The sequence below is a fragment of the Candidatus Pelagibacter sp. PS_40 genome (assembly GCF_059417765.1).
On sequence record NZ_CM182064.1, the window covers coordinates 783,498 to 807,319 of the forward strand.

At 31.3% G+C, this 23,822-nt stretch carries 32 protein-coding genes; 13 read left to right on the forward strand and 19 right to left on the reverse strand.

Going from position 1 to position 23,822, the window contains the following annotated elements; all coding sequences use genetic code 11:
- Nucleotides 1–59 precede the first annotated feature (59 nt).
- Complete coding sequence (locus AC5SLW_RS04225) at nucleotides 60–278, forward strand: hypothetical protein (RefSeq protein ID WP_494573872.1); 219 nt, start codon at nucleotides 60–62, stop codon at nucleotides 276–278.
- Here AC5SLW_RS04225 and AC5SLW_RS04230 read toward each other — a convergent pair whose 3' ends face one another.
- From AC5SLW_RS04230 to AC5SLW_RS04255, 6 genes are all read right to left on the reverse strand, one after another.
- A complete protein-coding gene (locus tag AC5SLW_RS04230; protein ID WP_018414289.1) occupies nucleotides 279–1,898 on the reverse strand; it encodes an electron transfer flavoprotein-ubiquinone oxidoreductase in 1,620 nt (539 codons plus the stop codon). It abuts the gene before it with no gap.
- A gap of 23 nt (nucleotides 1,899–1,921) precedes the next feature.
- Nucleotides 1,922–2,875 carry an electron transfer flavoprotein subunit alpha/FixB family protein gene (locus tag AC5SLW_RS04235; RefSeq protein WP_006998032.1) on the reverse strand — a complete coding sequence of 318 codons (954 nt, stop codon included), beginning with the start codon at nucleotides 2,873–2,875 and terminating at the stop codon, nucleotides 1,922–1,924.
- Nucleotides 2,875–3,624, reverse strand: coding sequence for an electron transfer flavoprotein subunit beta/FixA family protein (locus AC5SLW_RS04240; RefSeq protein ID WP_494574703.1), 750 nt, complete (start codon nucleotides 3,622–3,624; stop codon nucleotides 2,875–2,877). The genes AC5SLW_RS04235 and AC5SLW_RS04240 overlap by 1 nt, the downstream gene beginning before the upstream one ends.
- Complete coding sequence (locus AC5SLW_RS04245; protein ID WP_494574705.1) at nucleotides 3,624–6,056, reverse strand: GcvT family protein; 2,433 nt, start codon at nucleotides 6,054–6,056, stop codon at nucleotides 3,624–3,626. The genes AC5SLW_RS04240 and AC5SLW_RS04245 overlap by 1 nt, the downstream gene beginning before the upstream one ends.
- Nucleotides 6,057–6,115: 59 nt before the next feature.
- A complete protein-coding gene (locus AC5SLW_RS04250; RefSeq protein WP_230454324.1) occupies nucleotides 6,116–6,463 on the reverse strand; it encodes a hypothetical protein in 348 nt (115 codons plus the stop codon).
- Nucleotides 6,464–6,560: 97 nt separating this feature from the next.
- Nucleotides 6,561–7,130 (reverse strand): NAD(P)H-dependent oxidoreductase, encoded by a 570-nt coding sequence (locus AC5SLW_RS04255; RefSeq protein WP_006998028.1) that lies wholly within the window; start codon nucleotides 7,128–7,130, stop codon nucleotides 6,561–6,563.
- A 38-nt stretch (nucleotides 7,131–7,168) separates the two neighbouring features.
- Here AC5SLW_RS04255 and AC5SLW_RS04260 point away from each other — a divergent pair, with 38 nt between their 5' ends.
- Nucleotides 7,169–7,366 carry a hypothetical protein gene (locus AC5SLW_RS04260; protein WP_006998027.1) on the forward strand — a complete coding sequence of 66 codons (198 nt, stop codon included), beginning with the start codon at nucleotides 7,169–7,171 and terminating at the stop codon, nucleotides 7,364–7,366.
- Here AC5SLW_RS04260 and AC5SLW_RS04265 read toward each other — a convergent pair.
- Genes AC5SLW_RS04265 through AC5SLW_RS04295 form a run of 7 tightly spaced genes read right to left on the reverse strand, consistent with a single transcriptional unit; the run spans nucleotide 7,324 to nucleotide 11,345 of the window.
- Complete coding sequence (locus AC5SLW_RS04265) at nucleotides 7,324–7,746, reverse strand: DUF6691 family protein (protein ID WP_271479760.1); 423 nt, start codon at nucleotides 7,744–7,746, stop codon at nucleotides 7,324–7,326. The genes AC5SLW_RS04260 and AC5SLW_RS04265 overlap by 43 nt on opposite strands.
- Entirely contained in the window at nucleotides 7,743–8,162 is a 420-nt protein-coding gene (locus AC5SLW_RS04270) for a YeeE/YedE family protein (RefSeq protein WP_494574708.1), read from the reverse strand. Before AC5SLW_RS04270 ends, AC5SLW_RS04265 begins: the two co-directional genes overlap by 4 nt.
- Nucleotides 8,163–8,600 carry a CoA-binding protein gene (locus AC5SLW_RS04275; RefSeq protein ID WP_271741121.1) on the reverse strand — a complete coding sequence of 146 codons (438 nt, stop codon included), beginning with the start codon at nucleotides 8,598–8,600 and terminating at the stop codon, nucleotides 8,163–8,165. It abuts the gene before it with no gap.
- Complete coding sequence (locus tag AC5SLW_RS04280; RefSeq protein WP_494574710.1) at nucleotides 8,600–9,385, reverse strand: enoyl-CoA hydratase; 786 nt, start codon at nucleotides 9,383–9,385, stop codon at nucleotides 8,600–8,602. The genes AC5SLW_RS04275 and AC5SLW_RS04280 overlap by 1 nt, the downstream gene beginning before the upstream one ends.
- Nucleotides 9,369–9,743, reverse strand: coding sequence for a hypothetical protein (locus AC5SLW_RS04285; RefSeq protein ID WP_006998022.1), 375 nt, complete (start codon nucleotides 9,741–9,743; stop codon nucleotides 9,369–9,371). The genes AC5SLW_RS04280 and AC5SLW_RS04285 overlap by 17 nt, the downstream gene beginning before the upstream one ends.
- Nucleotides 9,743–10,150: a P-loop nucleotide/nucleoside kinase family protein gene (locus tag AC5SLW_RS04290; protein ID WP_020169568.1), complete on the reverse strand. Its 408-nt coding sequence runs from the start codon at nucleotides 10,148–10,150 to the stop codon at nucleotides 9,743–9,745. Before AC5SLW_RS04290 ends, AC5SLW_RS04285 begins: the two co-directional genes overlap by 1 nt.
- Before the next feature lies 1 nt (nucleotide 10,151).
- The gene (locus AC5SLW_RS04295; protein WP_271616428.1) at nucleotides 10,152–11,345 is read right to left on the reverse strand and encodes an aromatic ring-hydroxylating oxygenase subunit alpha; all 1,194 of its coding nucleotides are present in this window, start codon (nucleotides 11,343–11,345) and stop codon (nucleotides 10,152–10,154) included.
- A 100-nt stretch (nucleotides 11,346–11,445) separates the two neighbouring features.
- Here AC5SLW_RS04295 and AC5SLW_RS04300 point away from each other — a divergent pair, with 100 nt between their 5' ends.
- The 3 genes from AC5SLW_RS04300 (at nucleotide 11,446) to AC5SLW_RS04310 (ending at nucleotide 14,220) form a co-directional block, all read left to right on the forward strand.
- Entirely contained in the window at nucleotides 11,446–12,174 is a 729-nt protein-coding gene (locus AC5SLW_RS04300; protein ID WP_006998018.1) for a methylenetetrahydrofolate reductase, read from the forward strand.
- Nucleotides 12,167–13,525 (forward strand): glycine cleavage T C-terminal barrel domain-containing protein, encoded by a 1,359-nt coding sequence (locus AC5SLW_RS04305; RefSeq protein WP_271479750.1) that lies wholly within the window; start codon nucleotides 12,167–12,169, stop codon nucleotides 13,523–13,525. The genes AC5SLW_RS04300 and AC5SLW_RS04305 overlap by 8 nt, the downstream gene beginning before the upstream one ends.
- Nucleotides 13,526–13,674: 149 nt before the next feature.
- Nucleotides 13,675–14,220 carry a hypothetical protein gene (locus AC5SLW_RS04310; protein WP_006998016.1) on the forward strand — a complete coding sequence of 182 codons (546 nt, stop codon included), beginning with the start codon at nucleotides 13,675–13,677 and terminating at the stop codon, nucleotides 14,218–14,220.
- Here AC5SLW_RS04310 and AC5SLW_RS04315 read toward each other — a convergent pair.
- Genes AC5SLW_RS04315 through AC5SLW_RS04330 form a run of 4 tightly spaced genes read right to left on the reverse strand, consistent with a single transcriptional unit; the run spans nucleotide 14,217 to nucleotide 17,617 of the window.
- Nucleotides 14,217–14,387 carry a hypothetical protein gene (locus AC5SLW_RS04315; RefSeq protein WP_271563586.1) on the reverse strand — a complete coding sequence of 57 codons (171 nt, stop codon included), beginning with the start codon at nucleotides 14,385–14,387 and terminating at the stop codon, nucleotides 14,217–14,219. The two genes, AC5SLW_RS04310 and AC5SLW_RS04315, sit on opposite strands and share 4 nt — an antisense overlap.
- The gene (locus AC5SLW_RS04320; protein ID WP_494574714.1) at nucleotides 14,380–14,991 is read right to left on the reverse strand and encodes a DUF3726 domain-containing protein; all 612 of its coding nucleotides are present in this window, start codon (nucleotides 14,989–14,991) and stop codon (nucleotides 14,380–14,382) included. The genes AC5SLW_RS04315 and AC5SLW_RS04320 overlap by 8 nt, the downstream gene beginning before the upstream one ends.
- A gap of 5 nt (nucleotides 14,992–14,996) precedes the next feature.
- On the reverse strand, nucleotides 14,997–16,649 hold the full coding sequence (locus AC5SLW_RS04325; protein WP_027307064.1) for a hypothetical protein: 1,653 nt from the start codon (nucleotides 16,647–16,649) through the stop codon (nucleotides 14,997–14,999).
- A complete protein-coding gene (locus AC5SLW_RS04330; RefSeq protein ID WP_011282268.1) occupies nucleotides 16,646–17,617 on the reverse strand; it encodes a membrane dipeptidase in 972 nt (323 codons plus the stop codon). The genes AC5SLW_RS04325 and AC5SLW_RS04330 overlap by 4 nt, the downstream gene beginning before the upstream one ends.
- Before the next feature lie 114 nt (nucleotides 17,618–17,731).
- Here AC5SLW_RS04330 and purE point away from each other — a divergent pair, with 114 nt between their 5' ends.
- From purE to AC5SLW_RS04350, 4 genes are all read left to right on the forward strand, one after another.
- Nucleotides 17,732–18,223, forward strand: a complete 492-nt coding sequence (gene purE / locus AC5SLW_RS04335) for a 5-(carboxyamino)imidazole ribonucleotide mutase (protein WP_006998011.1) — start codon at nucleotides 17,732–17,734, stop codon at nucleotides 18,221–18,223.
- A gap of 9 nt (nucleotides 18,224–18,232) precedes the next feature.
- Nucleotides 18,233–19,279: a 5-(carboxyamino)imidazole ribonucleotide synthase gene (locus AC5SLW_RS04340; protein ID WP_494574716.1), complete on the forward strand. Its 1,047-nt coding sequence runs from the start codon at nucleotides 18,233–18,235 to the stop codon at nucleotides 19,277–19,279.
- 11 nt (nucleotides 19,280–19,290) lie between these two features.
- Nucleotides 19,291–19,758 (forward strand): GNAT family N-acetyltransferase, encoded by a 468-nt coding sequence (locus AC5SLW_RS04345; protein WP_011282269.1) that lies wholly within the window; start codon nucleotides 19,291–19,293, stop codon nucleotides 19,756–19,758.
- Between the two features lie 118 nt (nucleotides 19,759–19,876).
- The gene (locus tag AC5SLW_RS04350; protein ID WP_006998008.1) at nucleotides 19,877–20,083 is read left to right on the forward strand and encodes a cold-shock protein; all 207 of its coding nucleotides are present in this window, start codon (nucleotides 19,877–19,879) and stop codon (nucleotides 20,081–20,083) included.
- An 81-nt stretch (nucleotides 20,084–20,164) separates the two neighbouring features.
- On the opposite strand, the gene AC5SLW_RS04355 is transcribed toward AC5SLW_RS04350, so the two are convergent.
- Complete coding sequence (locus AC5SLW_RS04355) at nucleotides 20,165–20,923, reverse strand: alpha/beta fold hydrolase (RefSeq protein WP_494574719.1); 759 nt, start codon at nucleotides 20,921–20,923, stop codon at nucleotides 20,165–20,167.
- A 59-nt stretch (nucleotides 20,924–20,982) separates the two neighbouring features.
- Here AC5SLW_RS04355 and AC5SLW_RS04360 point away from each other — a divergent pair, with 59 nt between their 5' ends.
- The 3 genes from AC5SLW_RS04360 to AC5SLW_RS04370 are packed head-to-tail and all read left to right on the forward strand — an operon-like array spanning nucleotide 20,983 to nucleotide 22,558.
- Nucleotides 20,983–21,330 carry a cupin domain-containing protein gene (locus AC5SLW_RS04360; RefSeq protein WP_006998006.1) on the forward strand — a complete coding sequence of 116 codons (348 nt, stop codon included), beginning with the start codon at nucleotides 20,983–20,985 and terminating at the stop codon, nucleotides 21,328–21,330.
- Nucleotides 21,331–21,367: 37 nt separating this feature from the next.
- The gene (locus AC5SLW_RS04365) at nucleotides 21,368–22,114 is read left to right on the forward strand and encodes an aspartate/glutamate racemase family protein (protein WP_006998005.1); all 747 of its coding nucleotides are present in this window, start codon (nucleotides 21,368–21,370) and stop codon (nucleotides 22,112–22,114) included.
- Between the two features lie 3 nt (nucleotides 22,115–22,117).
- Nucleotides 22,118–22,558, forward strand: a complete 441-nt coding sequence (locus AC5SLW_RS04370) for a hypothetical protein (protein ID WP_006998004.1) — start codon at nucleotides 22,118–22,120, stop codon at nucleotides 22,556–22,558.
- Here the strand turns inward: AC5SLW_RS04370 and AC5SLW_RS04375 are convergent.
- Nucleotides 22,548–22,859 carry a hypothetical protein gene (locus AC5SLW_RS04375; RefSeq protein ID WP_494574721.1) on the reverse strand — a complete coding sequence of 104 codons (312 nt, stop codon included), beginning with the start codon at nucleotides 22,857–22,859 and terminating at the stop codon, nucleotides 22,548–22,550. The two genes, AC5SLW_RS04370 and AC5SLW_RS04375, sit on opposite strands and share 11 nt — an antisense overlap.
- 109 nt (nucleotides 22,860–22,968) lie before the next feature.
- On the opposite strand from AC5SLW_RS04375, the gene AC5SLW_RS04380 reads away from it, so the two are divergent.
- A complete protein-coding gene (locus AC5SLW_RS04380) occupies nucleotides 22,969–23,820 on the forward strand; it encodes a DMT family transporter (protein ID WP_271579833.1) in 852 nt (283 codons plus the stop codon).
- The last annotated feature ends 2 nt before the right edge of the window (nucleotides 23,821–23,822 follow it).

Here is a 23,822-nt window from a genome sequence, read left to right on the forward strand (position 1 = left end):
AACCCAAAATGAACATCTAGTGATTTGTGTTGTTTGTATTTTGATGGTTTATTATCTACATGAGTGCTGAAAAAATAAGTTCTACAGAGTTAAATGATCTTCCTCCTTTAGCAACCCCTGAAAAGAGTGAGGAAGTTTCATCATCTGGAAGAGTAGATATTAATATTCTTTTAAATAGAGCTAGAAAAGAAAAAGAAAAAGAAAATCTAACAAACCTAGTTTTTGCTGGATTAACGTCTTGCTTAATTATTGTTGCCGGTATTATCTTATCCTTTTAACTACATATTTCCATATTTAGGCCCACCACTTCCTTCGGGTGTTACCCAAGTAATATTTTGAGAAGGTTCTTTAATATCACAAGTTTTGCAATGAATACAATTTTGAGAATTTATAACAAATTTATTTACACCATTTTCATTTTGAACTTCATAAACGCCTGCGGGGCAATATCTTTGAGCAGGTTCATCAAATTTTTCTAAAGTATAATTTATCGGTAAGTTCGGATCTTTTAATTGTAAGTGTACAGGTTGATTGTCGGTATGATTTGTTCCTGTTAAATAAACAGAACTTGTTTTATCAAATGTAATCACATTATCTGGTTTAGGGTAATCAATTTTTGGCATTTCATTTGCTGGTTTTAATGTTTCATGGTCAGCATGCTTATGTCTTAAGGTAAAAGGTAATTTTCCTCTAAATAATATTTGATCAATTCCAGTAAATATTATTCCAAGAATTAAACCCCAGCTAAAACTTGGTTTAACATTTCGAGCTTGGTGGAGCTCCTCATAAATCCAACTTTTTTTAAATTTATCCTCATAAATTGATAAATCTTTATTTTCTTTTAAATGTTCGTTTATTGTTTCTGCAGCAATCATTCCACTTTTCATTGCAGTATGTGATCCTTTAATCTTAGGCATATTCAAAGTTCCCGCATCACAACCAATTAATAAAGCTCCAGGCATAAACATTTTTGGTAAACTCTGAAGTCCACCTTCAATTAAAGCTCTTGCTCCATATGAAATACGTTTTCCACCTTCAATTATCTTTTTAATTGCAGGGTGAGTTTTAAATCTTTGAAATTCATCAAACGGTGAAAGATGTGGGTTTTTATAATCAAGACCAATTACATATCCTAAAAAAACTTGTTTATTTTCTGCATGATACATAAAGCTACCACCATAAGTATTGTTATCAAGTGGCCAACCTGCAGTATGCATGACCATTCCCTCTTCATGATTTTTTTCACTGATTTCCCAGATTTCTTTAAAACCTATTCCATATTGTTGAGGATCTTTACCTTCTGATAAATTATATTTTTCTATTAATTGTTTTCCAAGATGCCCTCTACATCCTTCTGCAAACACAGTAACTTTTCCTAATAGTTCTATGCCTGGTTCAAAGCCATCTTTTTTATTTCCATTTTTATCAACTCCCATGTCTTGAGTTGCAACTCCCTTAACAGATCCATCTTCATTGTATAAAATTTCACTTGCGGGAAAACCTGGAAATATTTCAACACCTAAAGCTTCTGCTTGTTCTGCTAGCCATCTGCATAGATTTGCTAAACTAATTATGTAATTATTATGATTTTGTTGAACTGATGGAAGCAGCCATGTTGGCCAGCTTAATGATTTAGATTTTCCTAAAAATAAGAATTTTTCTTTAGAAACCTTAGTTTTTATAGGTGAATTAAGTTCTTTCCAGTTTGGTAATAACTCATCTAATGCTCTAGTTTCAAAAACATTGCCACTTAAAATATGAGCTCCTATTTCGGATGCTTTTTCTAGTAGGCAAATATTTAATTCTGGATCTAATTGTTTGAGTTTAATAGCAGTCGATAGTCCTGATGGGCCACCACCAACAATTACCACGTCATACTCCATTGCTTCTCTAGGCATATGGTAATTTTTTATATTATTTGTTATTTTTGTATAGTGTTTAATTTATTCAATTCTTCTAGGAATTGTGGAAGGGCTTCAAACAAATCAGCTTCTAAACCGTAATCAGCAACACTAAAAATAGGTGCCTCTCCATCTTTGTTTATTGCGACAATAATTTTACTTTCTTTCATACCAGCTAAATGTTGAATTGCTCCAGAAATACCAACTGCAATATATAGATCTGGCACTACAACTTTACCCGTTTGACCAACTTGATGTTCGTTACTTATGTAACCTGCATCAACAGCTGCACGCGAAGCTCCTATTGCAGCATTTAATTTATCTGCAATATCAGTAATTAATTTAAAATTGTCACCATTTTGCATACCTCTTCCACCTGAGATCACAATTCTTGCAGTTCCAAGTTCTGGTCTATCTGATTTAACTTCTTCTCTTTTAATAAATTTAGATAACGTAAACTCTTTTACCGAATCCATTTTTTCAATGGGTGCTGATCCACCTGAAGTTTCACAAGGTTCAAATGAAGTTGGTCTAATAGTTACACATTTTTTTGCATCAGTGCTTTTTACAGTTGCAAATGCATTTCCCGCATAAATAGGTCTGATAAATGTATCTGGAGATACCACTTTGATTATGTCACTAACTTGTGATGTGTCCATTAAAGCTGCTATTCTTGGCATTAAGTTTTTACCAAATGTATTAGCCGAACTAATTACATGGGAATAATTTTCAGAAACTTTAACAATCAATGGTGCAAAATTTTCTGGTAGAAAATTTTCATAATGAGTGGCTTCAACTTGTATTACTTTTTTAACCAAGGGTATTTCAGATAAAACTTTGGCAACATCAGAGCAATTGTTTCCTATTAGTAATGCATGAACATCACCATCAATTTGTGATGCGGCTGTAATAGCGTTAAGAGTAAAAGGTCTTAATTCTTTATTATTATGTTCAGCAATTAATAAAATTGACATTATATAACTTTCGCCTCATTTTTAAGCTTTTGCACAAGTTCGGCTACACTTGATACTTTAATGCCAGCTTTTCTTTTTGGTGACTCTTCAACTTTAATTTGTTGAACTCTTGGTGTTGCATCAACACCTAAATCTGCAGCTGTCATTTGATCTATTGGTTTCTTCTTAGCTTTCATAATATTTGGTAGAGATGCATAACGCGGTTCATTTAATCTTAAATCACAAGTAACTACTGCTGGAACGTTAACTTCAATAGTTTCTAAGCCTTCATCAATTTCTCTAATTATTTCTAATTTATTGTCTTTAATGTCAATTTTTGATGCAAAAGTTGCTTGAGGCCAGTTCAATAAAGCACTCAACATTTGTCCTGTTTGGTTGCAATCATCATCAATTGCTTGTTTACCCATAAATACTAGATCAGGTTTTTCTTTATCAACAATTTTTTGTAATATTTTAGCTACTGCTAAGGGCTCAACCACCCCCTCTACTTTAACATGAATTCCTCGATCAGCACCAACAGCTAATGCTTTTCTAACTGTTTCTTGTGCTTTTTCTTCACCAATAGTAACCGCAACTATTTCAGTTGCTTTACCTGCTTCTTTAATTTTTACAGCCTCTTCAATTGCATTATCATCAGGTGGGTTGGTTGACATCTTAACATTATCCGTAACAATTCCTGTGCCATCTTCTTTAACTCTGATTTGAACATTGTAATCAATAACTCTTTTTACAGCGACTAATATTTTCATTATGCTCTTAATAAGTTGTTTTCAGGATCATATGGGCTTTCTTCTAAAATTGTACAATCGTACATTTTACCAAGAATATCAATTTTCAATTTTTGCCCTGGTGTCGCAATCTCTGGTTTGACCATTCCTAATGCGATTGATTTTCCAAGTCTAAATCCAAAATCTCCACCAGTTGCACGTCCTATAACTTTTTCATTATCATAAATTGGATTATTTCCTAAAACATCTGCATCCTCTATATTGTGAACTTCCAAGGTAACCAATTGATTTGAAAATCCTTTTTCTCTCCATTTATTCAAAGCATCTAGTCCTATAAAATTTCCTTTGTTGGGATGAATAAATCTATCTAACCCAGATTCGTAAGGTGAATATTCGATTGATAATTCTGTACCAACAAGTTTATAAGATTTTTCAAGTCTCAAACTATTCATTGCTCTAATTCCATAAGGCTTAAGACCTAAATCTTTTCCAGCTTCCATTAATCTATCAAAGATGTGATTTTGATATTCAATTGGATGGTGTAACTCCCAGCCAAGCTCACCTACAAAGTTTACTCTCATAGCATTAACTGGTGCGTTACCAACATTAACATTTTTTGCACTCAACCATTTAAAATTTTCATTTGAAAAATCATCTCTTGAAACTCTTGTCATTAGCTCTCTAGCTTTAGGGCCAGATACAACTAGAACTCCCATACTGTTTGTTAAATTTTCAAATTGAACACTACCATCAGTTGGCATCCACTTTTGAATCCAGTCATGGTCTAATCTTTGGTTTGCTCCTGCAGAAACTAAATAGTAACTTCCCTCAGCTTCTTTCATGATTGTAAATTCAGAGTGCACTCCACCTTTAGTATTAAGTGCATGACATAATCCAATTCTTCCAATTTTTTTAGGAAGTTTGTTTGCAACTAAATAATCTAAAAACTCTTCAGCACCAGGTCCTTTAATTCTACATTTAGCAAATGCCGTCATATCTAAAAGACCAACATTCTCTTTTACATTTTTGCATTCTTGCTCAATTGCTTTAAACCATTTTGATCTTCTAAATGACCAGTCATCTTTTTGCTCCATCCCGTCAATTGCGAAGAAATTGGGTCTTTCCCAACCAAATTTTTGACCAAATACTGCACCTAATGCTTTCATTCTGTCATAACAAGGTGATGTTCTTAATTCTCTAGCAGCCTCTCTTTCTTCATCTGGGTAGTGAACTTTAAATACATGATTGTAAGCTTCTTCATTTTTTTCTTTTAAATAAGATTTTGTTGCATAATCACCAAACCTTCTTGGTTCAACTCCAAGCATATCTATTGTTGGCTCACCATCAATTATCCATTCTGCAAGTTGCCAACCCGCTCCTCCTGCTGCAGTTATTCCAAAACTGTGTCCTTCATTAATCCAAAAATTTTTCAATCCCCATGCAGGTCCAACAATTGGGTTTCCATCTGGTGTATAACAAATTGCACCATTATAAACTTTCTTAACTCCAACTTCTCCAAAAGCTGGTACACGATGAATAGCTCCTTCTATATGCGGTGCTAATCTATCTAAATCTTCTTGAAATAGTTCATACTCTGAATCTTTTGATGGCCCATCAACATAACAAGCTGGCGCACCATCTTCGTATGGTCCTAATATTAATCCACCTGCTTCTTCTCTCATATACCATCTGCTGTCGCTATCTCTTAAAACTCCCATTTCAGGTAAGCCATCTTTTTTTCTTTTTACGATATCTGGATGAGGTTCTGTTACAATATATTGGTGTTCAACTGGTATTACTGGAATATCTAATCCAACCATTTTTCCAGTTTGTCTAGCAAAGTTTCCAGAACAAGAAATTACATGTTCGCATTCAATAGCACCTTTATCTGTTTCAACAATCCAGCCATCTTTAGTTTGTTTCATTCCAACTACAGCTGTGTTTCTATAAATCTCTGCACCTAAATTTCTAGCACCTGTTGCCATTGCTTGTGTTAAGTCAGCTGGCTGAATGTATCCATCTTCAGGGTGTTGGATTGCTCCAAGTAAATCTTCTGTACGGCACAATGGCCAAATTTCTTTTACTTGATCTGGTGTTAAAAATTTTACATCCACACCAATTGTTTGAGCAACACCTGCATATTGATGATACTCATCCATTCTATCTTTAGTGCTTGCTAAACGAATATTTGATACAACACTGAAACCAACATTTTGTCCTGTCTCTTCTTCTAATTTTTTATAAAGATCCACTGCATACTTATGAAGCTGTCCAACCGAATAACTCATATTAAATAATGGAAGTAGACCTGCAGCATGCCAAGTAGATCCAGATGTTAATTCTTTTCTCTCAATTAAAACAACATCAGACCAGCCTTTTTTTGCTAAGTGATAAAGAGCACTAACTCCTACTACACCACCACCAACTACAACAACTTTAGCTTTAGATTTCATTAACACGATTCCTACTAAATTTTCATTACAAACGAAACAAAATTCGTTTACCCTCTAAATTAAATTGAAGATCCTAGGGGCATTGGAGCGGACACCATTGTGGTCAACCAGCAGTCTTTGAAGGGACCATCTATTTTATACTTTTCAACCTGCCATTTAAATTTGTAATAGGATTTGTCTTTTCCAAGAACACTAACTTCAAACAAGGCTACTGAATTGTTAAGGTTTTCTTGAACAATTTCATGGTCTAAATGATCTAATAATATTTTATATGACTTGCCCTTCAGCATGGTCTTAAATCTATCTAAAGGTCCTGTGCTTTTTCTATTACTAGGATGAGCAAATTCCCAGGTTTGTTCAATGCCATTATCTATAGTGGGAGAGTTGTTTTTTTGTAAACTTTTCAACTGAATTTCCACAACCTGGTATGGATCAATATTACTATTAGGCTTTATTAATTCTGCTTGTGAAATTGTAAGACTTAGAAAGTAAATTAATAAGGTTTTATATATTATTTGCTGTCTTTTTAACGTCCTCAAGAAATTCTTTTCGTTTTTCATCTGTTACAAACGGTACTGCAAAATATCTTCTGTATACAATATTATAAATGCCACACATATGAAACACACCTCTTTTTAGCCTTCTAATAGGTAAATTTAAAAAAAATGTTGTAACCGCTAACCTTGGGGATCCATAGGTACAAAAGATTATAGCTTTTTTATCTTTTAAGTTTCCCATTGGATAACCATAATTTCCAACTAATTTTTTAAATGTGTAAGCCCATGGGGGTGACAAAACTTTATCTATCCAGCCTTCTACAATAGCTGGCATTCTAAAGTTCCAAATAGGTGCAATTAGAACAATAGTATCACATTTCTCAATACGTCTTCTATGATCTAGAACGTCTTCTCCAGCTTGTTCACCAGCAAAAACTGGATTGAATTTATCTTTATATAAATCTACACAATCAACTGTATTACCGTTTTTTTCTGCTGTTTTAATAAATGTATCTCTAATAGCTGCATTAAAAGACTTTTCATTATAGTGCCCGTATAAAAGAAATATTTTTTTCATTACATTAAGGGTGTATAGACTAGAAAAATTAAAAATCTATGAAAAATTTTTACGTAGTTGCTGGTATTCATAAAGATCCAAATAAAATTGAAACTATCATTAAAGATACAGAAAAAAAATTTGGACCTTTTGAGGAGATTGAAGCTAATAATTTAGCTAAGAGTTTAATTCAAAAAAATATAGATGATTTTTATCATCGTGCTTGGGTTGTTAAATCTAATAATTTAACCAAATAAAACCCAACAAACATAAAGATTACAAAACTTACAGAATTTAAATTTAATAAAGCCAGTGAGGCTATTGCAGGTCCTGGACATAATCCAGCTAAGCCCCAGCCTGCACCAAAAAGCGATGAACCTATAATTAATTTCTTATTTAGTTCTTTATTATTTGAATAAGAAAATTTATCAGCAAAAATTGGTTTCTTATTATTTTTAAATAAATGAAAAAATGGTGAGGATATTATTAAAGCTCCAATCATAACAAATGCTAATGATGGGTCCCATTCTCCAAAAATATTTAAAAAACCTAAGACTTTAGCGGGATCTATCATCTGTGAAACAGTAAGACCTATTCCAAAAATTATTCCACAAATTAAAGATATAATCTTATTCATATTAAATTTTTTACCAAAACAGTTAAAATTCCAACAATCATAAATGTTACTGTTGCAATAATTGATCTCAAAGAAAATCTTCCAATACCACTGATGCCGTGTCCACTAGTACAGCCACCACCTATTCTGGTGCCAGCTCCAACCAATAAGCCTGCAATTGCTAATAAATAAAATGAGTTTGAAATTGAGATATTGATTTCCTGTTGAGTAAATATTTTATAAACAATAGGTCCGATAATTAATCCAATTAAAAATAAAAAATTATCAAATCTATTAACTTTTGAAGTTAAAAAATTACTGGCAATTCCACTTATTCCTATTAATCGACCGTTAAATACAAAAAAAATAACTACCGCTAAACCAATTAAGGATCCACCTAGAAATGCAGAGATTGGAGTAAAATTAACTATATTCATTTAATTTTGTAACACTGGAAAAGCTGGGTTTATATTTAAAAAAAGCTTTTGATATTCCATCTTTGTACATCTATTTTCAATATACTCAATATCATTACTCTCCACCAATTCTTTGGCATCATTGCTTCTAATTCCAAGTTGTAACCAAAGAACTTTTGCTCCAATTTTAACACTCTCTTCAGCATACTTGTTAGCTTCTGTTGATGGTCTAAATACATCTACGATATCAATAGGTATATTAATATCTTCAAGTTTTTCAAAAACCTCTTCTCCTAAAATCTTTTGACCTTTGGCACTTGGGTTAACTGGAATAACTTTAAAACCATATTTTTGCATATACTTCATCACTATTGTTGATGGCTTTTTATCATCTTTACTAACACCCACCATCGCTATTGTTTTATACTTTGAGAGAATTTCTTTTATTTTATCGTTCACTACTTATGTTTCCAATTAGGTTTTCTCTTTTGTAGAAACGCTGATATGCCTTCTTTAGCATCCATTGCCATCATATTTTTAGTCATCATTTTACTAGTGTACGCGTAAGCTTTTCTCAATGGCATTTCTAATTGATTATAAAAAGTTTGTTTTCCAATTTTAATTGTAAGACTTGATTTTGAAGCAATAGTTTTAGCAACTTTTAATACTTCATTAGTTAATTTTGATTTAGAAAAATGATTATTAATTAGTCCAATTTCTTTTGCATAATTTGCTTTAATAGGCTCTCCCGTTAACAGCATATGCATCATTCTTTTTCTATTAACCTTTCTACTAACAGCAACCATTGGTGTACTACAAAATAAGCCAATATTCACTCCTGGTGTTGCAAAAATTGCATCATTAGTACTGTAAGCAAGATCACAACTTGCAACTAACTGGCAACCTGCTGCAAATGCTGCTCCATGAACTTTTGCAATAACTGGCTTTTTTCCTTCAACTATTTGAAGCATCAACTTTGAACAAAGATTAAAAAGTTTTTGATATTTTTCTCTTTTCTTTAATCCACTTACTTCTTTTAAATTGTGACCCGCACTAAAACCTTTTCCAGACCCTTCAATAATTATTACCTTAATATTTTTGTCTTCATCTAATTTTTTAAAAGCTTTAATTAAATCTCCTAAATTTTTTAATGAAAGTGCATTATATGTTTTTGGTTCATTAATGATGATTGAGGCAATATCTTTATTTAAAAGTTTAATTTTAATATTACTTAAGTTTGCCATCTTCTCTCATTTTGGCTCTAATTTTTGTTGCAGAGATTTGTTGAATTTCTTCTGACAAAACAACTTCTTCTATTTTGTAACCAACTCCTCTTCCATAACAAATATTAGTAATATTAGGAACCATCATTATTTTAAATCTTCCTTCAAATTCTGGGTTTAACTTTTCTTCAATATTTTTTTTAACTGTGTCAAAATCAAATGGATTATCGTCAACACCTTGAACATCTCTTATTTGAATGCAAACTTGTCCCGTTTTTTTAATAATTTCTTGAAATAAAGCGTAGTGACCATCATGAAATGGTTGCCATCTGCCAAGCATTTGTGCTGTTGGTTTTTTATTATCCCATTCGTAAGCCATTATTTTATCTCCTTTACTATTATTGGTGCCCAATGTTTAGCATCTTGAGTTGTAACCTGACAATCAAATTTTTCAGGCTTTACAAACATCTTGTTAGTATCGTCAAAACGTCCTTCTTTTATTGTATTTACCCAAACTATATAATCTGCAGGAAACAAGTTTCTTGCCTCCGGTGTTGGGCAAACAAAGTCTGCTACAACATAATTTCCATCATCTTTTAATTTTTTTGCAAAATCTGCCATTCTACTTGCTTGTCTTGTTCTGCCTTCTTCTGAAAAATCCCAATCATTAGCTTCTTTTCTAACTTCATCAGCATTAAGTCTTTTAGCATTTAGTAATGGAGCAATTTCATTGGCTAAAGTTGTTTTGCCAGATCCTGGAAGACCCATAATTAATATTATTTTCATTTTAAACTAAGTTTGTTGCAACCCATTTATGAAATTCATGTGTAGGGTTATCCATTATCGGTGAAAAATTCCCACCATTATATACTGGTGAATTTCTACCTTCTTGCATACCCTCAATAGCTTTTATATCCTCAATCATTACTTCTTTCCAAAATTCTGAATTTTTTTTTCTCATCTCAGCAAACTCAGATCCATTTGCACTATCATCACCAACATAATACATCATTAAATGCTCTTTAGTTTCACTAATAGATTTAGGTTCTAACCAAAAAACATAAAAATGGTCTACATGAAGACCAATCATTACGTTTGGAAATAAAGCAATATACTCAGCTTTGCTGGATAAGTCTTTAGGCCAATTTGGAAAATTATTGAAACTTTGATTTCCTTTAACAGGTTGATCATATTTATTTGTTCCTTGGCCAGCAAATCTATTTGGTAAACCTTGAATATGGTAATGATCACTAATATTTGAAACTTTATTTAATTCAGGATGTATCCAAGGCAAGTGATAACTTTCACAGTAATTCTCTATTGCAAACTTCCAATTACACTTAACATCAAGACTGAAGTATCCATGATCTTTTGAGTGCTTAAGTAATTTTTGATCTTCCTTAGATATAAATTTTGACCATCTTTCTTCGAGAGGCTTGATATATTCATCAAACTCTAATTCATTACTATTTATATTGATAAATATTATATCCATCCAAATTTTGGTTTTAACCTCTTTTAAATTGCTCGATGATTTATCGAATTTTTCTGTCTCATGAACATTTAGGCCTCCTATGTGAGGTGTCGCAACCAACTTTCCATCAAAATCGTAGGACCAGGAGTGGTATGGACATCTTAAGACATTTTTCAAAGCACAAGCCTCATCTAAAAGCTTGAAGCCTCTATGGCTACAGACATTGTGAAATACCCTTATTTTTTTCTCTTTATCTCTTAAAATAATAAGAGGAATACCTAGTAAATTATAAGGTTGAGCATCTCCTACATTTGGCACAGAACTTCCAACGCCAATCACCGTCCATTTATCCTTGAAAATCCTCTCTCTTTCAATGCTTAGATAATCAGAGCTAGTGTAGCACTCGTTTGGTAGGCCATGGGCTTTCTCGATGGGGTTCCCGACCACTCTAATTTTTTCCAAGTCCAAGATTTTTGAAAGTTGAAGATTTTTAAGATTTTCAGACATTAAAAAAAATTATCACCAGCACAATTTTTGGCAACAAATATTTTATCCACAAGATGAATTTCTTTGACAGCATATACAAAAAAGATAATCATCAGGAAAAATGAATTTTTCACTTGAGGTTGGACCTCAAACAGATCTTAATACACTGCCTCCCGTTAAGGATGTTTATGTAACTATGCTTCCAGGAGGAGACTATAAAGAGACAGCTAACCAAACAGCGGCGTTAGTTAAAAAAGGATTTAATCCAGTTCCACATTTTCCAGCACGATCAATTACGGATGATGCTCAGCTTAAAGATTACATTGTAAGATGTAAAGATGTGGGTGCTAAACAAGCTTTAGTTATTGGAGGAAGTAGAGAGCCAGTTGGAAAATTTGATAGTTCAATTCAAATTTTAGAAACAGGATTTTTTGATGGAATTAAAATAGGAATAGCAGGACATCCAGAGGGAAGTCAGGATATTTCTGATAAAGAATTAGAAAAAGCTATGATAGATAAAAAACCTTACGCCGACTATATAGTGACCCAGTGGTTATTAGAAAGTCAACCTATCGTAGATTTCATTTCTAAGCAGTCAGTACCAGTGCATGTAGGAATTACTGGGCCAATGAAAATAACTAGCTTAATTAAATTTGCTAATATTGTCGGGGCGAAAAATTCTATAAATTTTCTTAAGTCTAATTTTAGTAAGGCATTAGATTTATTGAAACCTAAAGACCCTAATGAATTAATTGGGAAAGTGAAAGAGTTTACTGGTAACTTCCACATTTATACATTCGGCGGCTTGAAGGAAACTAACAAGTGGTTGAAGGAGAACGGTTATGTCTAATGAATTTGACTATACTAAACTAAATCATGTGACTTCAGTTGATCAATCAGATCGTGAAGTACCATACAACTTAAGACAGAGTGGACCTACAAAAGTTGAAATGTTAATTTCAACAAGAGTAAGAAAATCCCCATACTGGCATCTATCAATGGAAGCTGGTTGTTGGAGAGCAACTGTTTACAATCGTATTTATCACCCAAGAGGTTATGTAAAACCTGAAGATGGTGGAGCGATGGTTGAGTATGAAGCAATTAAAAATCACGTTACAATGTGGAACGTTGCTGTTGAAAGACAAATTAGAGTTAAAGGTCCGGATGCAGAAAAGTTTACTGACTACGTTATAACTAGAGATGCAACTAAAATCTCACCCATGAGAGCAAGATATGTAATTTTATGTAATGCTTATGGTGGTGTTTTAAATGATCCTATTCTTCTTAGAATTTCAAAAGATGAATTTTGGTTCTCACTATCAGACTCTGATATTGGAATGTATCTTCAAGGTGTTAACGCTGATGGAAGATTTGATTGTACAATTGAAGAAATTGATGTTTGCCCAGTGCAAATTCAAGGACCTAAATCAAAAGCTTTAATGAAGGATCTTATTGGAGATCAAGTGGATCTAGATAACATGCCTTTCTATGGTTTAGCTGAAGCAAAAGTTGGTGGCAGAAGTTGTGTTATTTCACAATCTGGTTTCTCAGGTGAAGCTGGATATGAAATCTATTTAAGAGAAGCAACTAAATATGCTGACGATATGTGGAATGCTGTTCTTGCTGCAGGTAAAAAACATAGCCTAATGGTTATAGCCCCTGCTCACCACAGAAGAATTCAAGCTGGAATTCTTTCTTGGGGACAAGATATGGATCATCAACACAATCCTTTCCAGTGTAACCTTGGTTACCAAGTGTCACTATCTGGCAAAGGTGAGTGGAATAAAAAAGCTGACTATGTTGGAAAAGCTGCATTAGAGAAAATGGGCGCAGATCTTAAGGCTGGTCAAAAACCTTACAAACTTCAGTTAGTAGGTCTTGAGTTGGGCGGAAAACCAATTGAAGAATATGCTCCTGACTTTTGGTTAGTGTCACCTGAGAGTGGTGGAGATCCTGTAGGATTTATCACATCACCTTGGTATCACCCTGAAAAAGGTCAAAATATAGCAATGGGATATGTGCCATTTGATGGAACATTAAATGCTAATGGTTTCCCAAAAGGTAAAGTTGGAACTAAGTACAAAGTTCACTTACCTGCTAAATATTCTGACACACCAGGAACGCCTGTTGATGCTGTGGTAGTGGATATTCCATTTACAGAATCGTTTAACGCAAACACAAGAGAAGTCGTTAAAGGTTAAATTAATTATTTGGGGGAGGTTAATTCTCCCCCACTAATAATGACAAAATCATTCCTAATCGTAATTTGCATAATAATAGTAATTGCTTTAATACTCTTTCCACTATTTGTTTCTTACAAAGCTCAGAAAAATAGTAAAAAAAATAAATAATGTTTGGTCAATTTTTAAATATAGTTGTTCGGTCTATTAAATTAGATAAATCTCTTTACAAAGATAATAAGAACTTTGGTGAAGCTGCAATATATTTTGCAGGCCTTATCATGATACTAGACGGGTTAGCAGGAGCTGTTGCAGCAAACACTGTTATTAAAACTGCTGTTGCAATGTCTGGTTTAACTGCCATTCTTACTTGGTTTGTATGGGGACTATTTATTTATGTGATCGGTGTAAAATTATTTCCAGATAAAGATACTAAAGTTTCATTTAAAAAAGTTTTAACAGCTGTTGGGTTTGCTCATGCACCAGGGCTTTTAAGATTTTTTGCTGTAACACCAGATTTAATGATCCCAATTATATTTTTAACTCAGTTCTGGATATTTGCTGGATTAATCATTTCAACAAAACAAGTTTTAAATCTAAAGTCTAATTTTAAATCATTTGGAATAGTCTTTTTAGCTTTTTTAATAATTGCTTTTCTTTCAATATCTTTTGTAATGAGCAAAATGAATGCTTTGCCTATAAGCAATATCAGTTAAATTGGAAATATAGTTTTTGAAAGCTTACAAGAATTACAGGTTTTAAATCCTGTTAAAATTAAATTTTGAGAAACACTCGGGTCTTCTTTTTTACACTCTTCACAAAAATTATCTAATTGAAGAACTTCTTCATCACTATTATCTTGATCATTAAAGTCTTTAGTCATTATCAGTAAGGCCAGCTCCTGCTCCACCTTGTTTTAAGCTTTCATTTTCTTCAACAAACGTTTCTTCTGAAAGCTTATAAAGCTCATTCCATTCTTTTTCTTCAAACGAGTCTCTGTTTTCTAAAATTTTTAAATAAATATTTTCAGCAGATTCGATTATTTCGTTTTTAGTGTAATTAGAATAAATATTATTATTAAAGTTTAATAAAAACTCCCTGTCATCCATTTTTAAGAATATTCTTTTACCGATTACCTCAGCTGCTCTACTTACAAATGGTAGGAAAAGTAATGGATATGAGACTTTTTTAAACGTTATCTCATTTAAAGTTTCTAGAGTTTTAATCTGATCTAAAAAATTTACCCCTGTGATTATTGGGCAATAATCATTTTTACCAGCCTCATTGTCTTGCTTTATGATGCTGATATTCTCTAACCTTATTTCTTTTTTTTTCTTAAAAAAACTATTTAAGTTTTTAATTCCAGGCAAACTAAAAATTTCGAGTAGTCTTATATTTTTTCCAATCTCTTCTGCAATCCCCCATGAATATCCTGCAGCTCTACTTGATCTTTTAGAAACTGTATCTATTTCGCTTAATGATCTCATGTTGATTAATTATAAACCCAATGTTCATCATAGTTTTTTAATTGTTCTGGTAGGGGTGCTCCTTGAAACATGCATATTCTTAGCCACTTATCAGAACGTGGATCAAATTTTAATGCTCCAAAAAAAGATAATTTTAGTCTCAACATATCAATAGGCATTATTTCTTGGCCAATAGTATTGTCTTGTATTTCCGAATAAGGAAATTTCTCCACTATAAATGCTCTTCTTACAACGTGTCTTAACTCATTATTGGTTGATAAAAATTTAGCAATAGTCCAACTATTTTTAGTAACCGATAACGATTCATAAAGTTTTTTAATATCTCTTGCAATTGCTAAGGGTTGCTCTAACTCAGCACCCACTTCATCAAATCTATTTGCTAGTCTAGGTTCCTCTTTATTTTTTGAGATAAACCAAAAATTTAAATTATTTTCATCTTTGGTAAAATCTATTGTTAAGATATCTGGATATTTTTTTTCTAAAATTAGCTTTAAGTCTTCTACCGTTCGCTCAGTTGGAATATTGAAATATTTTTCTTCTTCAGAGCTCATTTCTTTAATTAACGGGGACGTTATATCATCATAAGGTTCCATCATCATTGAGACGACATATTCAATGCATTCTTCACAATATTTTTTTTCTAAATACAGATATAATTCGTTAAAGGCATAATCTTGCTCAAAATTAAATTCATTATCTAGATAGACAATAAATTCATTAAGATCTTTCAATAAAGATTTAATCTTATTTATTTGATATTCGCTTTCTGTATTCCAAGAGGTGATATTCTTTATTGATTTTTTTAAACATTCTAAAAATAAGTTTTTATCTTTCTCTGATATTGTTTTTATCTCTCTTATTTTTTTTAAAGAAATTTCTCTTGCTGAAATCCAGTTATTTAAAAGAGTTGGATGATTAACAATAAATGGAGCCATTCCAAGACCTGTAGAATTTCCTATTCCTAAACCTTTACAAATATTTATATCAAGATTTACAGCTTTTTTTGGATTCTTACTTTTTGCAACGTGATTAACTTGATCAAAAGTAAATTGTCTTACCAGATAAACCAACATCATTTCCAATCTAAATGGACCATATATTTCTTCTCGGTCTTTAATTCTAAATCTGTCTGCTAAGCCAAATTTACCTGACCCATAAACTGCTGTGGTTCTATATAAATAACCAACACTAGTTAACAAATCATTATCAGGCTGCTTACCTTCGCTTAAACATTCAACCACATGATTGAAAACTCTTACTGATTTATTAGCTCTTGAAAGAGTTAATTCTTTATAAGAAAGTCTGCCAAATTCTTGTTTGGGTACTTCGTTTTTTAATCTTTCAATATCTTGTTTTTTTGGAACACCATCAAAAAGTGTGAAGGCTGCATCCCATTTGGTAGCTATAACTCTATCTGATCTTTCATTATCATCTAATTCATTTGCAAAACAAATTAATGAATACACTCTATTTTTTTTCTTAAATGAATAAACTGCAGTACCATAACCATGTTCGTTTAATTCAAATAAATCTCTTTTGTAATCCCAATCCTTAAACTCTTTTAAAAAACTTCTTAAAAATGAAAGTTTAGATTGATGAAAAGACCCAAGTCTTGATAGCTTCATTACTACATTGGGATCTCTTAAAGAAATATTCATTGATTCATTTCTTTGTAAAAATTGTACCAGTTGTTTCCAAGAATTCCATTTACTTCACTTTCTGAAAAACCAACTTTTTTAAGTCCTATCTCTAAGTTTTCAAATCCTCTTGCATCTAAAAACCAATCAGGTTGTTTTGGAAAACCAGGTTTATTTTTAGACCCTTCTCCATAATTTTTGCTTTTAGTCCAAGTACCATTTCTCATCCACTCAACAATGGTATCTGGTTGGTTTAAACAAAGATCTGAACCTATTCCAATTTTTTCAACGCCCATAATCTCAGCAGTCTTAGCTGTCATTTCACAAAAACTTTCCAAAGAACAATCTGTCCCATCTTTTAAATGATGAGGATATAAAGAGAGACCCAACATTCCTTTGTGTTTGGATAAAATTTTTAATAGTTCGTTTGATTTGTTTCTCTTAGCTGGATGCCAAAATGATGGATTTGCATGAGTTATTGCAATTGGTTTTTCACTTATCTCAATTGCATCAATTGTACTTTTTTCTGCTGAATGAGACATGTCTATTACAAGACCTAGTCTATTCATCTCTTTAATTACCTCTTTACCAAAATTAGTAACCCCACTATCAATTGCTTCATAACATCCCGTCGCTAGTAAGGACTGATTATTATAAGTAAGCTGCATAAACCTACATCCTAAATCATAAACTTTTTCAACCAATCCAATATCATCTTCTATAGGTGAACAATTTTGAAAACCAAAAAAAACTGCAGTTTTATTTTCAGATTTAGCTTTTTCAATATCTTTAAAACTTTTACCGTGAAAAATTAAGTCGGAATTTTCTGAAAAGTGATTTTCCCAATTTTTTAATACCGTTTTTAGCTCATCAAAATCTTCGTGGTAAACAATAGTTACATGGATTGCATCCAGTCCTGCTTGTTTATTGATCTGAAAAATTTCTCTAGACCAGTTACAATATTGTAAATTATCAATTTTAAAATTCATTGTGATCTTCTTTGTTTTAAAGAATACCAATAAGATAGATAAATTCTATTAATTTTATTGAAATTTTAGGCTTAATTTGAAATAACAATTTACGTTAGAATAAAATTACAACAAATGGCTAAAAATAAATTAAACAAAGTATCAATTGTTATGGGTAGTCAATCTGACTACAAAACCATGACATTTTGTCAAAATATTCTTAAAAAATTAAACATAAAATTTGAAACAAAAATAATATCAGCTCATAGAACCCCTAAAAGAATGTATGAATTTGCTATTAATGCTGAAAAAAATGGTATTGCAGTAATTATTGCTGGAGCTGGTGGATCTGCACATTTACCAGGAATGATTTCAGCCCTTACTTCTCTACCGGTACTAGGTGTTCCAATTGAAAGTAAAAAGCTGAAAGGTCTTGATAGTCTTCTATCCATTGCACAAATGCCAAAAGGAATACCTGTTGGAACATTAGCAATTGGAGAAGATGGTGCAATTAATGCTGCCTTATTAGCTGCATCTATTATTGGTCTTAGTGATTTAACTGTTAAGAGAAAATTAAATCAGTTTCGTTTAAATCAAAGCAAATCTGTTAAAAAAAAACCCAAATAGTTGTAAAATATGTCTAAACCAATTCTTGGAATTATAGGGGGAGGTCAGTTAGGTAGTATGCTTGCTATTGCTGCAAATAAACTTGAAATTAAAACAGTTATTTTTTGCAATGATATTGATGCTCCTGCCCAAAATTTTTCTAATGATTTTGTACACGGTGAATATAATGATAAAAACAAGATTAATGAGTTTTTGAGTAAAGTTGATGTTGTAACTTATGAATTTGAAAATATTCCCTATGAAACATTAAATGAAATTAATAAAATAAAACCTGTTTTACCAAAACCTTCTGTAAATAGAATAATTCAGCATAGATTAGCAGAAAAAGATTTTATCAATAATCTAAATATAAGAACTACAAGATATGTATCTATTGAAAAAAAATCTGAAATGGATTCTGTTGAAGATTTATTACCTGGTATACTCAAAACTACTACATTAGGATATGATGGCAAAGGTCAACACCCTATTAACAGTTTAGAAAATTTAGACTCAATTGATGTTGATTATTCAAAAGGTTATATTTTAGAAAAATTAGTAAAATTAAAAAAAGAAATTTCAATAATCATTACTAGGTTTGATATTCAAAAATATGAAATTTATGAACCCATTGAAAATGAACATGAAGATCAAATCTTAAGAAATTCTAAAATTCCAGCAGAGATTAGTGATAAAATATTAGAACAATCAAAACTATGGGCTACAACAATTGCAGAAGAATTAAAATATGTTGGAACTTTGTGTGTTGAGTTTTTCATTGACAGGAATGATAACCTTTATGTAAATGAAATTGCACCAAGAGTTCATAACTCAGGGCATCTAACAATTAATGCGTATAATGTAGGTCAATTTGAAAATCATGTAAGAGCAGTTTGTAAACTAGAGCAAATACCTCTTAAAAAAATATCCAATGCAATGATGACAAATATAATTGGAGATCAAATTACTAATTACAGAAATAAAGAACACAATGAAAATGAATTTTTCTTTGATTATCTTAAAAAAGAAATTAAACCAAAAAGAAAAATGGGGCACCTAACAACTCTTCTTAAGTAGATATTTCTCATATGCTAAAATCAATCGAAGGAAATTTTGATAATCCAGAAGTTCATGAGCTACTTATAAAGCATTTCATTGAGTTAAGATCTGTGTCACCTGAAGGTAGTGCTCACGTACTTGATATAGCTGGATTAAAAGATCCAACTATTAAATTTTGGAGCCTGTGGGAAGAAAATGACCTAATGGGAAGTGGTGCATTAAAATTCCTAGATAAAGAACATGGTGAGTTTAAATCTATAAGAGTTAGTGACAACTTTAGAGGTAAAGGAAATGGTACAAAAGTCATAAATCATCTAATTAATGAGGCAAAAAAACTTAATATTAAAAGATTGAGTTTAGAAACAGGTGCTGGTGAGTTCTTTTTAAATGCCAGAAAACTATTTAGTAAGTGTGGTTTTAAGCCCTGCGAGCCCTTCTCTCATTATAAAAAAGATATCAACTCTATTTATATGACCATGCTAATAAGCAACAAATAAGTCTTTAATTATTTATTCTTTTAAATTTAGTTGACAAAACCTCAATAAATCTAAACAAAGCGTGAATTACTTAATTATAAGTAATAAAAGTAACACAATAAAAAGTAAGAAGATAAATATGAGTCTACAAGGAAAAGTAAAATGGTTCAATCCAACTAAAGGTTTTGGTTTTATTGAAAGAGAAGATAAAGAAAAAGATGTATTCGTTCACGTTTCAGCTGTTAGAGATGCTGGTATGAACGGTTTAGATGAAGGTCAAGCTTTGACTTTTGAAGTTGAAGATGGTCCAAAAGGTCCTTCAGCGGTAAATTTAAAAACTGCATAATATTCACACTTTCTATTGGCTGCGATTTTTTAATTAAATTAATTTTTTAATTATTTAGCTAAATATTTCAGCCAATACCAATCAGTTTTTTTTAAGAAATTCACTCACTATTGTATTAAATTCATCTGGCTTCTCTAAATGGACATTGTGAGAGCAGCCATTAACTATTCTAAGTTCACTATTTATAATATTTTCTTTTAAAGTTTCTACTTGGTTGAAGTTATAGGCTTTGTCTTGATCTCCCCAAATTATCAAAGTTTCATTCTTAATATTTTTTAAATTTTCAATACCACTCCAATTTTTCATAGCAACAAGAGCATTGTCCGCCGCCTCTAAAGAAGTTTGTTTACCCGCTTCTTCACATAAATAAAAATATTTAGATTTATCCTCTTCAATGAACCATGTTTTTGCAATTCTATAAGCTGTGTTATCCAGTCCATTAATTTTTAGTTTGTCTCTAGAAACATCTATGGTTTCAAATCTGCCAGGTATATTTCCTCTTGGTCCTGTACCATAACAAATTAATTTTAATATTTTTTCACCTGCTAACTTTGCCATTTCTTGCACAATCATGCCACCCATTGAGTGACCTAATAAATAAAAACGTTCTATTTTCTTTTTTTCTAAACTTGTCAATATAGATTTAGCCATACCTTCAATTGAATTATATGAGTTAACTTTATTACTTTTTCCAAAACCAGGTAATGCTGGTGCCAAAACTCTAAAATTCTTTTTAAAAAAGTCAGTTTGTAAAGTCCACATCTCAGAAGATCCTAAAAAACCATGCACTAACACTAATGGAGTGCCACTTCCCACATCTTCAATAAATATATCTTGCATATTTATATTTTATTAATAATCATCGAATATAACAATTTAATAATAAGTAACTAACAAGTATGACAAATAGAAAAATAACTGACCTTTATGATGTTGAATTCACTCCATTTGATAATTATGGGGTTGTTGTGCCTGGAATGAGTTGGCATAAAATTAGCTATAATAAAGAAAATGGTGGTAATGGGACTTATCTTTTAAAAATGGAACCAAATGCAAAAAGTTTGCCCCATGTTCATACAGGCTTTGAGGAATTTTTGATGTTAGAAGGTGAATTAACTGATCCAGATAATAAAGTTTTTAAAAAAGGTGATTTTGTTACTTTTGAACCAGGCTCTACACACTCATCCTTTACTAAAGATGGTTGCTTAATTTTAGTTTTTATGAGAGGTATCAACAAACCTCTTTAAGGAATTATTAAATAAATTTAATAGAAAATATATATTTATGATTGGAATTTTAGGCGGAATGGGAACTCAAGCGGGACTTGATTTTTGCAATAAACTCGCAATGTTAAATAGAGGAAAAAGTGATCAAGAATACCCTTTATTCATGCTTTATAACAAATCAAATATTCCTGGAAGACCAGAATCTATTGGTGTTCAAACTAAATCATTATCTACAATTCCAAGAAACTCAAAAAATACAAAAAAATATAATAGAGTTTTAAAAAGTTTGTTAGATGGATGTAAATCATTAGAAAAAAGTGGGTGCAAATTTATTGTTATACCCTGTAACACTGCACACTATTGGTATGAAGATTTAAAGAAAAAAATCAAGATACCGATCATTAACATGCCTAAAGAAGTTTTTATACAAACAAAAAAAAGTTGTAAAAAAAATTCTAAAATTGGACTTCTTGCAACAGAGGGAACTTTAAAAACTGAGATTTATGATAAAATTTTTAAAAAGGATTATGTATTGATTAAACCTTTAAGTAATTTACAAACAAGTTCAGTAAACAAAACAATCAAACATGTAAAAATGGGCAATATAAAACTAGCAGAAAAAACTATTAAGCCTGCAATTAAATATTTAATCAAACAAAAATGTAAAAAAATAATACTTGGCTGCACTGAGATACCTATTGCAATTTTTGCATATAAATCTTTACAAAATGCTAAAGTTTCAAAATTGTACCTTGATCCTAATTTAATATTAGCCAACTCCTGTATGGCAAAATATAAAAAATAGATAATGAATATAAAAGTCAAAAAACCATATGTTATATATATGGCTGAAATTATTTACTCCTACGTTTCTATTGAAAAAAATAAAGATCCGGAGCTTGATGTAAAACAAGCTATTAATAAATTCATGGAAACTAATGAGTTTATAAAATTAAGCACTGGTGCATTACATGACGAATGGTTTGGTGAATTAAAAAAAAATGAGTATCTAGACAAAGATACTGGAAATAAAATACCAGATGAAACCATTAAACTTTTAGAAATTCAAAAAGATATGACTATTAAAAATTTAATTAAAATTCCTAAACTTTACGAGACTGAAAACAATACTCTCATCGAAGCATCAAATAGAGCACAACAATTTTTATGGCGTATGTGTGAAAGTTATGAACTGTGGTGTAAAGAAACTGGGCAATCAGAGCAGCTATTATTGGGTATTACTGATTAGCTAATTGAATAATTTTACTTGTTTTTTCTATTCTACTTTTTACTAAAGCAAAAAACTCTTCTTGACTTTCTTCTTCTTCAACTTTTAATTTTTTATCATCTACAAAGCTTTTAATATTTTCAGTAGGAGACTTACCGGTAATTTCTTTAACTGCTTGATTAGAACCATATGAAAGGCCAGCTTGATAGATATTACCAGAACTAGCTAATGTATAAGCAGGTCCTAATAAGGCTGCACTTTGCACACAACCATTAAGAAAAAATAGCAAAAATAATCCAGCAATTATTTTATTTAAAATCATTATACTCCCACTTAATCCTAAGTATTTATAAGTACAACTCAAGAGAGAAAGTGTTCATTTTGGATATTAATCTCTAATATTGGTATAAAATATAGCCTATAACCTTGGTATGGTTAAAATTTTTCCATTCATTTTTATTGTTTTATGGTCCTCAGCTTTTGTGACAACAAAACCAATAATAGATAACAGTGATCCCTTTGCGGCATTGGCATTTAGATTTTTTGTGGTAGCTTTTGGTTTCTATATTTATTCAATTTATACAAAACAAAAAATTTTAACAAATTTAAGAAACCTTCTACAATCACTTTTTAGTGGAGTACTTTTTCATGGTGTGTATTTGGGAGGTGTTTTTTATTCAGTTTCGATCGGAATGCCTACCGGTATCGCTGCATTAATTGTAACCTTACAGCCAATTTTAACCAATGCTTTAGCAGGAAAATTTTTAGGTGAAAAAGTTACTTTTAAACAATGGATTGGAGTGATCCTTGGGTTTATTGGTGCAGCTTTAGTTTTAGGTTTTGATATTGGATCAAGTCTTCCTGTTTTTGGAGTGATAGCTTCTTTTATGGCTCTTCTAGCGATCACAACTTCTACTTTATGGCAAAAAAAAATAAGTAATAATTTACCTTTGTCTGTCAGTAATATGTATCAAGCAATAGGAGGCTGTTCTTTTCACATAATAATTATTTTAATTTTTAGTGAACCTTATATTAATTTTACATCCACATTCTTAATAGCAATGAGTCATCAGATATTCCTTGTATCTTTTGGAGCTTTTACAATCTTAATGTTTTTAATTAAGAACAACTCAGCAAGTAAAACTGTTTCTATATTTTTTTTAATACCCCCTACTACTGCAATAATGGCCTGGATATTTTTGAATGAAAAATTGAATAATCTAGATTTAGTTGGTTTTGCTGTGGCAACTTTTGGTGTTTATATAGCAACAAGAAAGCAATAAAT

Excerpts from the sequence above, each read along its gene's own strand:
- AC5SLW_RS04235 (WP_006998032.1), bottom strand. The coding sequence starts at position 2,875 with ATGTCAATTTTATTAATTGCTGAACATAATAATAAAGAATTAAGACCT.
- AC5SLW_RS04315 (WP_271563586.1), bottom strand. The coding sequence starts at position 14,387 with ATGACTAAAGACTTTAATGATCAAGATAATAGTGATGAAGAAGTTCTT.
- AC5SLW_RS04245 (WP_494574705.1), bottom strand. The coding sequence starts at position 6,056 with ATGAAATCTAAAGCTAAAGTTGTTGTAGTTGGTGGTGGTGTAGTAGGA.
- purE (WP_006998011.1), top strand. The coding sequence starts at position 17,732 with ATGGCTAAAAATAAATTAAACAAAGTATCAATTGTTATGGGTAGTCAA.
- AC5SLW_RS04380 (WP_271579833.1), top strand. The coding sequence starts at position 22,969 with ATGGTTAAAATTTTTCCATTCATTTTTATTGTTTTATGGTCCTCAGCT.
- AC5SLW_RS04255 (WP_006998028.1), bottom strand. The coding sequence starts at position 7,130 with ATGAAAAAAATATTTCTTTTATACGGGCACTATAATGAAAAGTCTTTT.
- AC5SLW_RS04280 (WP_494574710.1), bottom strand. The coding sequence starts at position 9,385 with ATGGCAAACTTAAGTAATATTAAAATTAAACTTTTAAATAAAGATATT.
- AC5SLW_RS04305 (WP_271479750.1), top strand. The coding sequence starts at position 12,167 with ATGTCTAATGAATTTGACTATACTAAACTAAATCATGTGACTTCAGTT.
- AC5SLW_RS04300 (WP_006998018.1), top strand. The coding sequence starts at position 11,446 with ATGAATTTTTCACTTGAGGTTGGACCTCAAACAGATCTTAATACACTG.
- AC5SLW_RS04370 (WP_006998004.1), top strand. The coding sequence starts at position 22,118 with ATGAATATAAAAGTCAAAAAACCATATGTTATATATATGGCTGAAATT.
- AC5SLW_RS04375 (WP_494574721.1), bottom strand. The coding sequence starts at position 22,859 with ATGATTTTAAATAAAATAATTGCTGGATTATTTTTGCTATTTTTTCTT.
- AC5SLW_RS04260 (WP_006998027.1), top strand. The coding sequence starts at position 7,169 with ATGAAAAATTTTTACGTAGTTGCTGGTATTCATAAAGATCCAAATAAA.
- AC5SLW_RS04340 (WP_494574716.1), top strand. The coding sequence starts at position 18,233 with ATGTCTAAACCAATTCTTGGAATTATAGGGGGAGGTCAGTTAGGTAGT.
- AC5SLW_RS04310 (WP_006998016.1), top strand. The coding sequence starts at position 13,675 with ATGTTTGGTCAATTTTTAAATATAGTTGTTCGGTCTATTAAATTAGAT.
- AC5SLW_RS04350 (WP_006998008.1), top strand. The coding sequence starts at position 19,877 with ATGAGTCTACAAGGAAAAGTAAAATGGTTCAATCCAACTAAAGGTTTT.
- AC5SLW_RS04225 (WP_494573872.1), top strand. The coding sequence starts at position 60 with ATGAGTGCTGAAAAAATAAGTTCTACAGAGTTAAATGATCTTCCTCCT.
- AC5SLW_RS04295 (WP_271616428.1), bottom strand. The coding sequence starts at position 11,345 with ATGTCTGAAAATCTTAAAAATCTTCAACTTTCAAAAATCTTGGACTTG.
- AC5SLW_RS04355 (WP_494574719.1), bottom strand. The coding sequence starts at position 20,923 with ATGCAAGATATATTTATTGAAGATGTGGGAAGTGGCACTCCATTAGTG.
- AC5SLW_RS04320 (WP_494574714.1), bottom strand. The coding sequence starts at position 14,991 with ATGAGATCATTAAGCGAAATAGATACAGTTTCTAAAAGATCAAGTAGA.
- AC5SLW_RS04265 (WP_271479760.1), bottom strand. The coding sequence starts at position 7,746 with ATGAATAAGATTATATCTTTAATTTGTGGAATAATTTTTGGAATAGGT.
- AC5SLW_RS04330 (WP_011282268.1), bottom strand. The coding sequence starts at position 17,617 with ATGAATTTTAAAATTGATAATTTACAATATTGTAACTGGTCTAGAGAA.
- AC5SLW_RS04240 (WP_494574703.1), bottom strand. The coding sequence starts at position 3,624 with ATGAAAATATTAGTCGCTGTAAAAAGAGTTATTGATTACAATGTTCAA.
- AC5SLW_RS04230 (WP_018414289.1), bottom strand. The coding sequence starts at position 1,898 with ATGCCTAGAGAAGCAATGGAGTATGACGTGGTAATTGTTGGTGGTGGC.
- AC5SLW_RS04270 (WP_494574708.1), bottom strand. The coding sequence starts at position 8,162 with ATGAATATAGTTAATTTTACTCCAATCTCTGCATTTCTAGGTGGATCC.
- AC5SLW_RS04290 (WP_020169568.1), bottom strand. The coding sequence starts at position 10,150 with ATGAAAATAATATTAATTATGGGTCTTCCAGGATCTGGCAAAACAACT.
- AC5SLW_RS04365 (WP_006998005.1), top strand. The coding sequence starts at position 21,368 with ATGATTGGAATTTTAGGCGGAATGGGAACTCAAGCGGGACTTGATTTT.
- AC5SLW_RS04325 (WP_027307064.1), bottom strand. The coding sequence starts at position 16,649 with ATGAATATTTCTTTAAGAGATCCCAATGTAGTAATGAAGCTATCAAGA.
- AC5SLW_RS04360 (WP_006998006.1), top strand. The coding sequence starts at position 20,983 with ATGACAAATAGAAAAATAACTGACCTTTATGATGTTGAATTCACTCCA.
- AC5SLW_RS04285 (WP_006998022.1), bottom strand. The coding sequence starts at position 9,743 with ATGGCTTACGAATGGGATAATAAAAAACCAACAGCACAAATGCTTGGC.
- AC5SLW_RS04345 (WP_011282269.1), top strand. The coding sequence starts at position 19,291 with ATGCTAAAATCAATCGAAGGAAATTTTGATAATCCAGAAGTTCATGAG.